The following is a 14,000-nucleotide window of genomic DNA, read 5'->3' as shown; positions in this document are numbered from 1 at the left end:
TGACCTCCTGAAAATTGTTACAGGCGACATATGACGCGCCAGCGTCTTTTTTATGTCGTACGCACGGCTATACCTCAATGGCGGGCCGGGCGGGGGCGTCGTAAGGCGCGCCGGTTTCCTGTAACGCCGGTAAGGTCAACCCTGCTCGGTTCCGCCACCCGTGAGATTGACCTCTCCAGTGACGGAAATATAAACGTTACAGGAGGATGCCACTATGGCTACTATCCCAACATCGATTCACCCTTTATTTACCGTTTCCTTCAATCACAAAACCGACTTCACGGAACTCGCGGACAACTGCGAGCGTTTTAGTGAAGCGCTGGTGGAGTGCCATGATCCTGTGCAGAAAATGGCGTTGTGCGGGCGGCTTTGTGCCTGTCTGGCCTTATTACAACCGACGTTGATGGAACCTGTGCCGGAGTTTTTAAAAGAGAGCCTGACGGTGGATGAAATACCATTGCATGTACCTGCTTTTGAAGTGGAAGCGGACCAGGTGGGGCATTACTGCCAGGTACTGACACAATTGATAGTGAGTGGGTCTCTGACGGTGGAAGCCGAAAGAGTCATCAGTGATTTACTGTATGAACTGGTGGGATATTACGCCGAAACGTTAAAAGCGCCGCGTTGGCTAAGAACAAAAGAAGGAAGCATTGAGCTGTTAGACTAGCCCAAAAGCAAAAACCCGCCTTTTGGGCGGGTTCTTTAAATAGTGGTGCCCGGACTCGGAATCGAACCAAGGACACGGGGATTTTCAATCCCCTGCTCTACCGACTGAGCTATCCGGGCAACGGGGCGCATTAAACCCGATCCTCCTTCCGGCGTCAACGAAATTTGTTGTTTTCGGTGCAGACTGCACACTCTCTCACCATTTCGTCGCAAACTTAAGCGAAAAAGTGCGTCCAGAGCGCGGAAAGCGGCATCGCGAGCAGCAGGGCAGGGAGCATGTTCACCACTGCAAACATCTTAATGCCACAGATGCGCAGCCCTGTCGCCAGCAGCAGCAGGCCGCCGACGGCGGTAAAGTCCGCCATCATCGCAGGCGTCGTCAGCGGCAGGATCAGCGTGGCGCAGGTGGCCAGCGCCAGCTGTATAAGCAGCATCGGTACACAAATCGCCGCCACGGCGATGCCGAGGGTGGTGGCAAAGATGGTGGCAGTAAAGAAATCCAGAAACGCTTTCGCAATCAGTATGCTGGGATCGCCGGTCATCCCTTCCTGCATCGAACCGAATATCCCCGTGCCGCTGGCGCAGAACAGAATAATGATCGCAACGTAGTTCTGAATAAACGACTCGTGCGTGCCGTGCTTTGCCTTGCCCGGTCGGGCAATCAGATTTTTGGCTTTGCCTACCGCGTGATTAATGCCTTTTTCCAGATAGCAAAACTCGCCGATCAGCGCGCCGAGCAGTGTCGCCAGTACCATCACCGGCAGGTTGGCGCATTTCACCACTAAAAGGATACCAATCCCTAACGACGCCAGGCCAAAAATGGAGGGCATAGAGACGCGAATACGCTCCGGTAGGCGCTGACTTAATACTGCCCCAAGTACACCGCCCAGCAATACGGCTCCCGCATTGATAAAGGGTCCAATCACCACGTCTAACTCCTGTTATTTAAGCATTGGCATTGCATGATTATGGCACGTCCGTCCCTGATTATGCTTAGCTTTGGGAGGCGTAACGCATACTGATTCCTTCTTGCACCTGAAAATAAAAGGTGACATGATTGCGCGAATTTTCTCCTTCCTGTCTCACCGTTCGGTGAGGGTATTTGCGCTTATGAAAACCATGAAAATTGCCGTCAGCCGTGAGCTGGTATCCAAAGTTTCTACGCATCGCGAAAAGGTTATGCTGGATAACACCGATTTCACCGATGTGGCGGCAGTCGTCATTACGGTTGTTGAAAGCTACAGCGGCATTCTTGCGTTGCTGAAGCGTACGGGCTTTCAGCTACCGGTATTTATGTTCTCAACAGAGCCAGGAGAGGTGCCAGAGGGTGTCACGGCGATCATCTCGGGTAAAGCACAGGAATTGCTGGAACTGGAATCTGCCGCCTGCCGGTATGAAGAGAACCTGCTGCCACCCTTTTTTGACACCCTGAGCCAGTATGTGGCGATGGGAAACAGCACCTTTGCCTGTCCGGGTCACCAGCACGGCGCCTTTTTCAAAAAACATCCCGCCGGGCGGCAGTTTTACGACTTCTTCGGTGAAAACGTGTTTCGTGCCGATATGTGCAATGCCGACGTGAAGCTCGGTGATTTGCTGATCCACGAAGGTTCTGCCAAGCACGCGCAAAAGTTCGCGGCGAAAGTGTTCAACGCGGATAAAACCTACTTCGTGCTGAACGGCACGTCGGCGGCCAATAAAGTGGTGACCAATGCGCTGCTGACCCGTGGCGATCTGGTGCTGTTCGATCGTAACAACCATAAGTCCAACCATCATGGGGCGCTGATCCAGGCCGGGGCAACGCCTGTCTATCTTGAGGCAGCCCGTAATCCGTTTGGTTTTATCGGCGGGATCGATGAACACTGCTTTGATGAGGCCTGGCTGCGGGAACTGATCCGTGACGTCGCGCCGCAGAAAGCCGCCGAGGCGCGCCCGTTCCGTCTGGCGATCATTCAGCTCGGCACCTACGACGGCACGATCTACAATGCCCGTCAGGTGATCGACAAGATCGGTCACCTTTGCGACTACATCCTCTTTGACTCCGCCTGGGTCGGCTACGAGCAATTTATCCCGATGATGGCGGAAACGTCTCCGCTTCTGCTGGAACTGAACGAGAACGATCCGGGAATTTTCGTGACCCAGTCGGTCCACAAACAGCAGGCCGGGTTCTCGCAAACCTCACAGATCCATAAAAAGGATAACCATATTCGCGGTCAGTCGCGCTTCTGCCCGCACAAGCGGCTGAACAATGCGTTCATGCTGCATGCCTCCACCAGCCCGTTTTACCCGCTGTTTGCGGCGCTGGACGTGAACGCCAAGATCCACGAGGGTGAGAGCGGACGCAGGTTGTGGGCTGAATGCGTCGAGCTGGGCATTGAAGCGCGCAAGGCCATCATCGCCAACTGCAATATGATCAAACCCTTTATCCCACCGGTGGTGGCGGGGCGGCCATGGCAGGATCACCCCACGCAGGCTATCGCCAGCGAGCGTCGCTTCTTTAGTTTTGAACCGGGTGCAAAATGGCACGGTTTTGAAGGCTATGCCCGCGAGCAGTATTTCGTCGATCCGTGCAAGCTGCTGCTGACCACGCCGGGCATTGATGCTGAAACAGGGCACTATACCGATTTCGGCATTCCGGCGACCATTCTCGCCCACTACCTGCGCGAAAACGGCATTGTGCCGGAGAAGTGCGATCTCAACTCCATCCTGTTCCTGCTGACGCCAGCCGAGAGCGCGGAGAAGCTAATGCAGCTGGTGGCGATGCTGGGGCAGTTTGAACAGCATATTGAAGACGATACGCCGCTCGTGGATGTGCTGCCGACCATCTATCAGAAATACCCGGTGCGTTACCGCGACTATACGATCCGTCAGCTGTGCCAGGAGATGCACGATCTCTACGTCAGCTTTAACGTGAAGGATTTACAGAAGGCGATGTTCCGCCAGGAGAGCCTGCCTGCCGTGGTGATGAACCCGCAGGATGCCAACCAGGAGTACATTCGCGGGAACGTCGAACTGGTGCGTATTCGTGACGCCGAAGGACGCATTGCCGCCGAAGGTGCGCTGCCATACCCGCCGGGCGTGCTGTGCGTGGTACCGGGGGAAGTCTGGGGTGGAGCAGTACAGCGCTACTTCCTGGCGCTGGAAGAGGGCATTAATATGCTGCCGGGTTTCTCGCCAGAGTTGCAGGGCGTTTACAGCGAGAAGGATGCCGACGGGATCAAGCGACTGTATGGGTACGTGTTAAAGTAGGGCCCCTCACCCTAACCCTCTCCCCAAAGGGGAGAGGGGATTGCACGGAGCCGTCTTTTCACCCTCGCCCCTTTGGGGAGAGGGCCGGGGTGAGGGGAGTTAAGTCGCACTACGCCGGTACATCCTTCTCGGATGCCCAATCTTCCCGTACAGCATCTCCACCGTCAGAAAACCCACCTCCACGCAGTGTTCCAGATAGCGCCGGGTGGTGGTTTTACTCAGGCCCGTCTCGCTCACCACCTCATCCACCGTAAAGCAGTGCGCCGCCTTGTTGTTAAACAGCGTTTGCACCCGCGCCAGCGTGTTCTCCTCTATCCCTTTGCTGCCGTTGTCCAGTCGATAATTTTTCGCCTGTAGCTGATAGAGTGAATCCACGTTCTGCTGGTCGACAATCTTCCAGACGCGCTGCTGTTCGGCAAACTGCACAAAACGTTCCAGCGACTGGCTCAGGCGCTTCCAGGAAACCGGCTTGAGGATGTAGTCGAACGCGCCGTTACGAATGGCCTGGCTACAGGTGTCCATATCGCTGGCGGCGGTGATGAAAATCACCGAGCAGTTGGCGCGGGTGAGCATCGGGTTGCTGATAAGGGTGATGCCTTTGCCGTCCGGCAGATAGTTATCCAGCAGCATCAGCTTCGGCTGTTTGCTCTCCAGTTGTACCTGCGCGTCGGCCAGTGACGCGGCAATCCCCACCAGCCTCAGGCGCGGATGTTTACCGATAAGCTCCGCGTGCAGTTGCGCCAGTTCGTTCTCGTCTTCAACAATCAGTACGTCGATAAGTTCATGTTGCATAGTCGGTATCTTCCAGTTCCTGTACGGGGTGCCGGACCGTTCCCGTGGCGGGAATAAACAGTGAGAAAATGGCACCGCGTGGGGTGTTATCGGCAACTTCAATTGCACCGCCAGCCTGCGTGACGTAGCTTTCAATCAGATACAGGCCAATACCGTGATCGCCGCGCGTTTTGGTAGTGATGCCGCGCTCAAAGATCCGGTCGCGGATCTCCGGTGTGATGCCGACGCCCTGGTCGGCGACTTCAATAATCAGTTCCTGCTCGTTCAACTTTATTAGCACGTCTACCGGGGCATGCGGGAGCGGGGCGCGCTGGGTCGCTTCGATGGCGTTATCCAGCAAGTTCCCGATGATCGAGACTAGTTCCGATTCGAGCAGCGGCAGGAAGGGTTTGTCCACCCGGCAGGCTGGATCGAAGCTCAGCTCAACGCCTTTTTCACGCGCGCGGGCGGCCTTTCCAAGCAGCAAACCGCACAGCGTCGGGGAGCTAAAGCGGGACGAGATAAAGTCCAGCAGCTCCTGAGCGTGTTCCGACTGCGCCTGTATATAGCGAATTGCCTCGTCATAACGGCCCATATGCAGCAGGCCGGACAGCGTGGTCATGCGGTTCAGCTGTTCATGGCGCATGATGCGCAGGTTATCAACATAGCGCTTCACCTGGCTGAGCTGGGCGCTGAGCGAGTCGATCTCGTTGCGATCGCGAAAGGTAATCACCCAGCCCTGCAACGCATCTTCCAGCATGATCCGCACCCGGCTGGCAATGACCGTGAGATCGTTAAAGCGACAGATCTCATCGTGGGTGTCTTTCGCAAGCATGGTTTGCGCGTTAAAGAACGGGACGGGCGCGATCACCTGGCTGATGAGTTGACCCCGCAGTTCGCGGGCGGGCTGGCGTAAGCCTAATAATTTACGCGCCGCCTGGTTAATCACCTCAATGCGGAGATCGTCGTCGATGGCAATCACCCCTTCATAAATGGATTCCATCATCGCCTTTTGCTGACGCACCAGCAGGCCGATTTCGCGCGGCTCCAGAGAGAATATCTGCTTCTTGATGCTGCGGGTGAAGAACCAGGAGAAAATAAACAGGGCGATAAGCAGCAGCACGGCGGCAATCAGGATATTAACCACCTTGCTGACGGTGATGGTGTCCAGATAGCTTGTGAGATAGCCTACCGAAACAATCCCTACCACCTGCCCGGCATCATTAAAAATGGGCGCTTTGCTGCGCAGCGAAATGCCTAACCCGCCCTTGCGGATGGTGATGGTGCTTTTGCCGTGTAATACCTCGTCGTTGTCTCCGCCAACCAGCGTTTTGCCTACCCGGTCGGCAAACACGGAATGGAAAAGATGCAGCCCTTTATTGTCACCAATCACAATAAAACTGGCGTCGCTGCGGGCGGCTATTTTCTGCATAAAGTCATGGATGCCCTGGATATCCTTTTGTTCGACTTCTTTTCGCAGAGAAGGAATAAGCGCAATTTCTTCGGCCTGTATTTTTGCGCGCGCGCTCATTTCCTGATAAAGCTGCCTGCCGACATCGACATAATAATATCCGCCCAGTAATGCGAACAGCACTGAGAAAAAGGCGACCAGCGAAATAAACAGCTTGATCTGAAACGATACTTTCATAACTATCACGCGAGATATCAACAGGTCGGCTGAATATATCATCTTTTAAGGCCAGGATGCCCGCTTTGCCGAAAACTTGTGATCCCTTGCACAGCGCAGCCTGTAAAAGATTTTTCCGAAAGTCTTATCCTCTTAAGGCTAAATGAATAAATGTTATTTCTTTGTTCAGTTAAGAAAAGAAACCATAAAAACCACGGTAATAAATAAGGCATAAATCACATTAAATAAAAGAAACCATTAAAACCATAGCGGCCATTAAAACTTCGCTTTTAATATGCCATTCCTCACATAAAGTAAGCCTTTGTGACTCTAAGCTGGACGCACAAAATAACTAAGGGGCTTATTATGAGCACAACTGACGATTCATTCTCTGTTACCCACGACCCGATTGATATTCAGCGGCCATCGCTCAAAGAGCGCTGGTGGCATATTATGGATACCTGGAAAATCGGCATTATTCCTCTGCCACTGTTCGTTCTGGCGGGCGCGCTGATTGCGATAGATTGCCTGGGCGGAAAACTGCCGAGCGACATCGTGGTCATGGTGGCCACGCTGGCCTTCTTCGGCTTTGCCTGCGGTGAGTTCGGCAAACGCCTGCCGATTGTCGGCAAGCTCGGCGCGGCGGCAATTTGCGCCACCTTTATCCCTTCCGCGTTGGTCTATTACGGCCTGCTGCCGGACGTGGTGGTCGAGTCCACGACCAAATTCTATAAATCCACCAATATTCTCTACCTCTATATCTGCTGCATTATCGTCGGCAGCATCATGAGCATGAACCGCACCGTGCTGATCCAGGGCTTCCTGCGCATCTTCTTCCCGATGCTGTGCGGTGAAATCGTCGGCATGATTGTCGGCATGGGCGTTGGACTGGCGCTGGGCCTCGAGCCGTTCCAGATCTTCTTCTTTATCATTCTGCCGATCATGGCGGGCGGCGTCGGGGAAGGGGCGATCCCGCTCTCTATCGGCTATGCCACCCTGCTGCACATGGATCAGGGCGTGGCGCTCGGCCGCGTGCTGCCGATGGTAATGCTCGGCGGCCTGACGGCGATCATCATCTCCGGTTGCCTCAACCAGCTCGGGAAACGCTACCCGCACCTGACCGGTGAAGGCCAGCTGATGCCTAACCGCGCCAACGCCGATGCCACCGTCTCTCAACCCGCGTTCTCCGGCAAAGCGGATGTGACCACCATCGCCTCCGGCGCGCTGCTGGCGGTGCTGCTGTACATGCTGGGCATGCTCGGTCACAAGCTGATTGGTTTGCCAGCGCCGGTGGGCATGTTGTTTATGGCGGTGCTGGTGAAGCTCTGTAATGGCGCCTCTCCGCGTCTGCTGGAGGGTTCTCAGGTGGTGTACAAATTCTTCCAGACCTCCGTGACCTACCCGATTCTCTTCGCCGTTGGCGTGGCGATTACCCCATGGCATGAACTGGTGGCGGCGTTCACCGTCAGCAACCTGCTGGTGATTATCAGCACCGTTTCCGCGCTGGTGGCAACCGGCTTCTTCGTTGGCAAAAAGATTGGTATGCACCCGATTGATGTCGCCATCGTCTCCTGCTGTCAGAGCGGGCAGGGCGGTACTGGTGACGTGGCGATCCTGACCGCAGGCAACCGCATGAGCCTGATGCCATTCGCCCAGATTGCTACCCGTATCGGCGGGGCGATTAACGTCTCTGTCTCACTGCTGATTCTGGGCAACTTCCTCGTTTAAGTTTTCAGGAAAGAACAATGAAACTCGCAAGCTTTTTATACCAGGGTAAACGCAGCTACGGCATCGTTCAGGCCGAGGGCGTGATTGATTTAGGCCGCCGCCTGGGCGACCGCTATGGCGACCTTAAAGCGCTGTTGCAAGGGAACGGGCTGGCGCAGGCCACCCGTTTTCTGAACGACGCGGTGGATGTACCGCTGAACGCCATCACCTTCTTACCGGTGATTGTCCAGCCGGAAAAAATTCTCTGCGTGGGCATGAACTATGCCGACAAGCGCAAGGAGTTTGATCAGCATAACCCGGCCCCGACCCTGTTTGTCCGCTTCCCGGATTCACAGACCGGCCACAACGAACCGGTGCTGAAGCCGCGCCACTCCAGCGAGTTCGACTACGAAGGCGAGCTGGCGGTGATCATCGGCAAAGGCGGGGAGAACATCAGCCGCGACGACGCCCTGCGCCACGTGGCGGGCTACAGCTGCTACATGGACGGCTCCGCCCGCGACTGGCAGCACACCTGGTTCACCGCCGGGAAAAACTGGCGGCAGACCGGGGCGTTCGGCCCGTGGATGGCGACGGCGGATGAGATCCCGGACCCGCACAGCCTGGCGATCCGCACCTGGCTGAACGGCCGCATGGTGCAGGAGGACAACACCAGCAGCATGATCCACAAGGTGGCGGAGCTGATCGAGTACATCAGCACCTTCACCCGTCTCAGCCCGGGCGACGTGATCATCACCGGCTCGCCTGGCGGGGTGGGTAAAAAGCGCAACCCGCCACTGTTTATGAAGGAGGGGGATCGCATTGAGGTGGAGATCGAACATATCGGTCATCTGAGCAACGTGATCGTGGAAGCGCCAGCCGTCGGGCTCGCGGCAGCGCACTGAGTAAGGCGGCAGCATGCAATCGCAACCCATTGATTTTCGCCACACCGTTGTGGCGAAACACCCGGAACGCTTAAGCCAGATCCGCTACCTGCTGGCAGACAGCGGCCTTGGCCTGGACAACGACATCACGCTGTTTGTTGAAGCCTGGTCCGGCGCGCAGCTGGTGGGTTGCGCCGGGCTTGCTGCCAACGTCATCAAGTGCGTCGCGGTCAACGAGCAGCTTCGTGGGGAAAACCTCAGCGCGCGTCTGCTGGCAGAGGTGGAAAATGCGGCGCTGGAGCGCGGCCATTTTCACCTCTTCCTCTGCACCCGTCCGTGTAATAAGGAGCGCTTTGGCCGCAGCGGTTTCTGGCCGGTTGCCCAGAGCGGGAACAACGCGGTGCTATTGGAGAACACTCCGCAAGGGATCGTGCGCTACTGCCGATCCCTGCGCGCTAGCCGCAAGTGTGGGGAGAAGATTGGTGCCATCGTGATGAATGCCAACCCATTCACCCTCGGTCACCGTCATCTGGTGGAGCAGGCGGCGGCGCAGTGCGATGCTCTGCATCTGTTCGTGGTGCGTGAAGACGCCTCGTTCTTCCCGTTCAGCGCGCGCCTTGAGATGGTGCGCGCAGGCGTGGCGCATCTGTCGAACGTGGTGGTGCATGAAGGCTCGCAGTACATCATCTCCCGCGCCACGTTTCCGGCCTACTTCCTGAAGGAGACCGGCAAAGTGCAGCAGGCGTGGAGCGAGATCGACGTGCTGATCTTCCGGGACTTTATCGCCCCGGCGCTGGGCATCACGCACCGTTTTATTGGTTCGGAACCGTTCTGCGATATCACCCGCCAGTACAACCAGACGCTGCACGACCTGCTGGCCTCGCACATCGACGTGGTGGAAATGCCGCGCATCAAAGCCACCGGCAACGCCATTTCGGCCTCGGAAGTGCGCCGTTTACTCAAGACACAGCAGTTTTCCCGGATCCGGGAGATTGTCCCGGACTCCACCTTCGCGCACCTCGAAGCACATTATCGTGCGAGTGCGGAAGTCGCATAACTATCAGGAATTTATCATGAATATTGTAAGGGAGGCGCTGGCCGGAACGCAGGAGTCCAGCGACCTGATGGTGAAAATCGCCCCCGCTCACGGTGAGCTGGAGATTGTCATCCACAGTGAAGTGATTAAGCAGTTTGGCGAGCAAATACGCCAGGTGGTCAACGACACATTGCGCGCCATGAACGTGCACCAGGGATTAATCATTATTGAAGACAAAGGGGCGCTGGACTGTGTGATCCGCGCCCGCCTGCAAAGCGCGCTTCTGCGTGCCGCCGATGAACAGGCCATCAACTGGGGGGCGCTGAAATGAGCAAACTCCGCCGCAGTATGCTGTTCCTGCCGGGCGCCAATGCCGCCATGCTCTCCACCGCCTTTATCTACCGCCCCGACTCCATCATGTTTGACCTTGAGGACGCCGTGGCCCTGCGCGAGAAAGACACCGCACGCATGCTGGTGTTCCACGCGTTGCAGCACCCGATGTATCAGGATATCGAAACCGTGGTGCGTATTAACCCGCTGAGCACGCCGTTTGGCCTGCTGGATCTGGAGGCCGCCGTGCGCGCGGGCGTAGACGTGATTCGCCTGCCAAAAACCGACACCCCGGACGATATCTACGAGCTGGAAGGCCACCTCGAGCGCATTGAGCAGGAGTGCGGGCGTGAAGTAGGTTCCACCCGCGTGATGGCGGCGATTGAATCGGCCATTGGCGTCATCAACGCCGTGGCGATTGCCCGCAGCTCCCCGCGCCTGATCGGCATCGCGCTGGCCGCCTTTGACTATGTGATGGACATGCAGACCGAGCGCGGCGACGGCACCGAGCTGTTCTACGCCCGCTGCGCCGTGCTGCACGCCGCCCGCGCTGCGGGCATCGACGCCTTCGACGTGGTGTGGTCAGACGTTAATGACGAAGCCGGGTTCCTGCGCGAGGTCGATCTGATCCGCAAGATGGGCTTTAACGGCAAATCGCTGATTAACCCGCGCCAGATTGACCTGCTGCACAACGCCTACGCCCCGACACGGGAAGAGGTGGAGCACGCCAAACGGGTGATTGAAGCGGCAGAAGAGGGCGAGCGTAACGGCCTGGGCGTGGTCTCGCTCAACGGCAAAATGGTGGATGCACCGATTATTAACCACGCGCAGGTGGTGCTGGAGCGCGCGGCGGCCTCCGGCGTGCGTCGGTAAGGATGACATAATGAATCAGACAGAACTTCTCCATGTGAATTTCCCCCATCTGCGGGATCTGAAGCCTTTTGATACCGCCCACAGCGCGACGCCGTGGCTGGCTGACAGCGAGGCGAAACACAACCGTAAGCTTTGCGCCTCCCTCGAAGAAGCCGTCATGCGCAGCGGCTTGCAGGACGGGATGACCATCTCTTTCCACCATGCCTTTCGCGAAGGCGACCGGGTGATCAACACCGTTGTGGCGCTGCTGGCGCGGATGGGTTTTAAAAATTTGACCCTGGCCTCCAGCTCGCTGATGACCTGCAACGACGCGCTGATCGAGCATATTCAAAACGGCGTGATCGCCCGAATTTATACCTCCGGTATGCGCGGCAGGCTGGCGGAGGCCATCTCCCACGGGCTGATGGACGAGCCGGTACAAATTCACTCCCACGGGGGGCGCGTGAAGCTGCTCCAGGATGGCGAGCTGAATATCGACGTGGCATTTCTCGGCGTGCCGTGCAGCGATGAGTTTGGCAACGCCAACGGCACGCAGGGCAAATCGTGTTGCGGTTCGCTGGGCTACGCCATGGTGGACGCACACTTTGCCCGTAAGGTGGTGCTGCTGACCGAAGAACTGGTGCCGTTCCCGAATATGCCCGCCAGCCTGGTGCAGGATCAGGTGGACTACATCGTGCAGGTGGAGAGCGTGGGCGACCCGGCGAAAATCAGCGTCGGTGCGGCGCGCGTCACCAGCAACCCGCGCGAGCTGATGATTGCCCGCTATGCGGCGGACGTGATTGAACACTCAGGCTATTTCAAACCAGGTTTCTCGATGCAGACCGGCTCCGGCGCGGCGGCTACAGCCTGCACCCGCTTTATGGAAGAGAAGATGGAGCGCAGCGGCGTGAAGGCGCGCTTCGCCCTTGGCGGTATCACCGGCAGCCTGGTGGATTTGCACGAGAAGGGGCTCATCGAAAAGCTGCTCGACACCCAGTGCTTTGACGGCCAGGCGGCGGCCTCGCTGGCGCGCAACCCGAACCACGTGGAGATCTCCACCAACGTCTACGCCAACCCCGGCAGCAAGGCGGCAAGCTGCGACCAGCTCGACGTGGTGATCCTCAGCGCGCTGGAAATCGACGTCGATTTTAACGTCAACGTCATCACCGGATCCGACGGCGTGATGCGCGGCGCATCCGGCGGGCACTGCGACGTGGCGTCGGCAGCCAACCTGACCATTGTGGTCGCGCCGCTGCTGCGAAGCCGCATCCCGACCGTTGTGAAGCGCGTTACCACGCGCCTCACGCCGGGGGAGAGCATTGACGTGCTGGTCACCGACCACGGTATTGCGGTCAACCCGGCGCGCCCGGAGATCCGCGAACGACTCATGGAAGCAGGCCTGAAGGTTGTAGATATCAACGCGCTCTATGAGCGGGCGATTTCCCTGACCGGCGTACCGAAACCGATTGAGTTCACCGACAAAATTGTCGGGGTGATCCGCTACCGCGACGGCAGCGTGATCGACACCGTTCGACAGGTAAAGGAGTGAATATGACAATTGCGACACCCGTGCGGACGGGTGTCAGCCTGGACGCGCTGCTGGCGGCGAAAGAGCGCCGCGCAGCCCGTCAGGCTGACTGGCTTACGCACCATCAACAACCGGTGATCTCCCTAACGCTGGTCACGCCCGGGCAAATCAAAGACAGCCTGCGCTATCGCAACACCATGGGCGTGGCGTTACAGATGTGCGACCAGCTGCTGTGGGAAAACCGCTGGCAGGTGCTGGACCGCCAGGTGCTCTGGCTACCCACCGGACCTGAAGCGCTGTGGTGCGTCGCGCATCCGGCGGCGGAAATTAAAGCGCACTGTGCTGAACTGGAGCAGACGCACCCGCTCGGCAGACTGTGGGATCTGGATGTGATCTGCCCTGAAAACGGCCACGTTGGCCGTCAGTCGTTGGGTTCACACCTCAGGCGCTGTCTGATTTGCGACGAGCCTGCCCACGCCTGTTCCCGTTCTCGGCACCATCCCGTTGAGCAGGTGGTTTCCCGCGTGGAGAAGATGATAGATGACTGGTTTGCTCGCGACTAAACCGCGCCCGGTTGATGTCCCTGCGCTTGCCGCAGAGGCGCTGTGGCAGGAGCTGGAGCTGACGCCCAAACCGGGGCTGGTGGACAGGCTCAATAACGGCTCCCATCGCGATATGGACCATACCTTATTCCTCCACAGCATTGCGGCGATTACGCCGTGGTTTGCCCGTTTTGCGGAACTGGGTGAAGCACATGCGGAAAAACCTGCTGGAGAGCAGCTACGGATTATCCGCCCAATGGGAATGGCCTGTGAGCAGGCGATGTACGCCGCCACGGGCGGGGTGAACACGCACAAGGGCGGGATTTTTGCCCTTGGTTTGCTCTGCTTCGCCGCCGGACGTGTGAAAAATATCTCTGCGGATAGCCTCTGTTGTGAGGTAAGTAACATCTGTCGTGGGCTGGTGGCGCGGGAACTGGGCGGGCGCAGCGGGCAGGCAACGGCGGGAGAGCGACAGTTTCAGCAGTACGGTTTAACCGGCGCGCGCGGTGAGGCAGAAAGCGGCTTCAGCACGGTGCGTAAGGCGCTGGCGCAGTGGAAGGGAAACACCCTTCATGACCTGTTATTGCGCCTGATGGCCATCAACCAGGACAGTAATCTCGTTTCGCGCGGCGGTATTGAAGGGCTGCGCTACGTCCAGGGTTATGTGCAGGAGCTGCTGGCGAACGGCTGGGATCAGGATGCGTTGCTTAGGATGGATAACGCGTTGATTGAACGAAACCTGAGTCCGGGCGGCAGCGCGGATTTGCTGTCGGTGGGGTGGGTGCTGTCTGGCATAAAATAGCCGGGTGGCGCT

13 protein-coding genes and 1 tRNA gene are annotated in these 14,000 nt (G+C 57.7%); 10 read left to right on the top strand and 4 right to left on the bottom strand.

Annotated features, from left to right (window positions below):
* Positions 1–214: 214 nt before the first annotated feature.
* Positions 215–667, top strand: a complete 453-nt coding sequence (locus tag ACQG1K_RS18550; protein ID WP_022649375.1) for a hypothetical protein — start codon at positions 215–217, stop codon at positions 665–667.
* Positions 668–710: 43 nt separating this feature from the next.
* Here ACQG1K_RS18550 and ACQG1K_RS18545 read toward each other — a convergent pair.
* Together ACQG1K_RS18545 and ACQG1K_RS18540 are read right to left on the bottom strand one after the other, a co-directional pair.
* Positions 711–786 (bottom strand) — tRNA-Phe (locus ACQG1K_RS18545).
* A 95-nt stretch (positions 787–881) separates the two neighbouring features.
* Positions 882–1,595: a DUF554 domain-containing protein gene (locus tag ACQG1K_RS18540; RefSeq protein ID WP_003862452.1), complete on the bottom strand. Its 714-nt coding sequence runs from the start codon at positions 1,593–1,595 to the stop codon at positions 882–884.
* 181 nt (positions 1,596–1,776) lie between these two features.
* On the opposite strand from ACQG1K_RS18540, the gene ACQG1K_RS18535 reads away from it, so the two are divergent.
* Positions 1,777–3,912, top strand: coding sequence for an ornithine decarboxylase (locus ACQG1K_RS18535; RefSeq protein WP_022649374.1), 2,136 nt, complete (start codon positions 1,777–1,779; stop codon positions 3,910–3,912).
* A gap of 99 nt (positions 3,913–4,011) precedes the next feature.
* On the opposite strand, the gene ACQG1K_RS18530 is transcribed toward ACQG1K_RS18535, so the two are convergent.
* Together ACQG1K_RS18530 and ACQG1K_RS18525 are read right to left on the bottom strand one after the other, a co-directional pair.
* The gene (locus ACQG1K_RS18530; protein ID WP_022649373.1) at positions 4,012–4,704 is read right to left on the bottom strand and encodes a response regulator; all 693 of its coding nucleotides are present in this window, start codon (positions 4,702–4,704) and stop codon (positions 4,012–4,014) included.
* Positions 4,694–6,331, bottom strand: coding sequence for an ATP-binding protein (locus ACQG1K_RS18525; RefSeq protein ID WP_022649372.1), 1,638 nt, complete (start codon positions 6,329–6,331; stop codon positions 4,694–4,696). Before ACQG1K_RS18525 ends, ACQG1K_RS18530 begins: the two co-directional genes overlap by 11 nt.
* A gap of 345 nt (positions 6,332–6,676) precedes the next feature.
* Here ACQG1K_RS18525 and ACQG1K_RS18520 point away from each other — a divergent pair, with 345 nt between their 5' ends.
* The 8 genes from ACQG1K_RS18520 to citG are packed head-to-tail and all read left to right on the top strand — an operon-like array spanning position 6,677 to position 13,988.
* Positions 6,677–8,038, top strand: a complete 1,362-nt coding sequence (locus ACQG1K_RS18520) for a 2-hydroxycarboxylate transporter family protein (RefSeq protein ID WP_022649371.1) — start codon at positions 6,677–6,679, stop codon at positions 8,036–8,038.
* 17 nt (positions 8,039–8,055) lie between these two features.
* Positions 8,056–8,919, top strand: a complete 864-nt coding sequence (locus ACQG1K_RS18515; RefSeq protein WP_015571851.1) for a fumarylacetoacetate hydrolase family protein — start codon at positions 8,056–8,058, stop codon at positions 8,917–8,919.
* A gap of 13 nt (positions 8,920–8,932) precedes the next feature.
* Positions 8,933–9,955: a [citrate (pro-3S)-lyase] ligase gene (gene citC, locus ACQG1K_RS18510; RefSeq protein ID WP_367076208.1), complete on the top strand. Its 1,023-nt coding sequence runs from the start codon at positions 8,933–8,935 to the stop codon at positions 9,953–9,955.
* Positions 9,956–9,971: 16 nt separating this feature from the next.
* Positions 9,972–10,265, top strand: a complete 294-nt coding sequence (citD, locus tag ACQG1K_RS18505) for a citrate lyase acyl carrier protein (RefSeq protein ID WP_017382935.1) — start codon at positions 9,972–9,974, stop codon at positions 10,263–10,265.
* Positions 10,262–11,137: a citrate (pro-3S)-lyase subunit beta gene (gene citE / locus ACQG1K_RS18500; protein WP_032626185.1), complete on the top strand. Its 876-nt coding sequence runs from the start codon at positions 10,262–10,264 to the stop codon at positions 11,135–11,137. Before citD ends, citE begins: the two co-directional genes overlap by 4 nt.
* Positions 11,138–11,147: 10 nt before the next feature.
* The gene (gene citF / locus ACQG1K_RS18495; RefSeq protein WP_023298575.1) at positions 11,148–12,665 is read left to right on the top strand and encodes a citrate lyase subunit alpha; all 1,518 of its coding nucleotides are present in this window, start codon (positions 11,148–11,150) and stop codon (positions 12,663–12,665) included.
* Positions 12,666–12,667: 2 nt separating this feature from the next.
* The gene (gene citX / locus ACQG1K_RS18490) at positions 12,668–13,207 is read left to right on the top strand and encodes a citrate lyase holo-[acyl-carrier protein] synthase (RefSeq protein WP_022649366.1); all 540 of its coding nucleotides are present in this window, start codon (positions 12,668–12,670) and stop codon (positions 13,205–13,207) included.
* Entirely contained in the window at positions 13,185–13,988 is an 804-nt protein-coding gene (citG, locus tag ACQG1K_RS18485; protein WP_367076206.1) for a triphosphoribosyl-dephospho-CoA synthase CitG, read from the top strand. Before citX ends, citG begins: the two co-directional genes overlap by 23 nt.
* Positions 13,989–14,000 lie beyond the last annotated feature (12 nt).

Source organism: Enterobacter cloacae complex sp. 402C9 (assembly GCF_050030745.1).
Taxonomy (GTDB): Bacteria; Pseudomonadota; Gammaproteobacteria; order Enterobacterales; family Enterobacteriaceae; genus Enterobacter; species Enterobacter intestinihominis.
The sequence above is the reverse complement of the archived record's forward strand: the minus strand, read 5'-3'. Positions and strand labels throughout refer to the sequence as shown.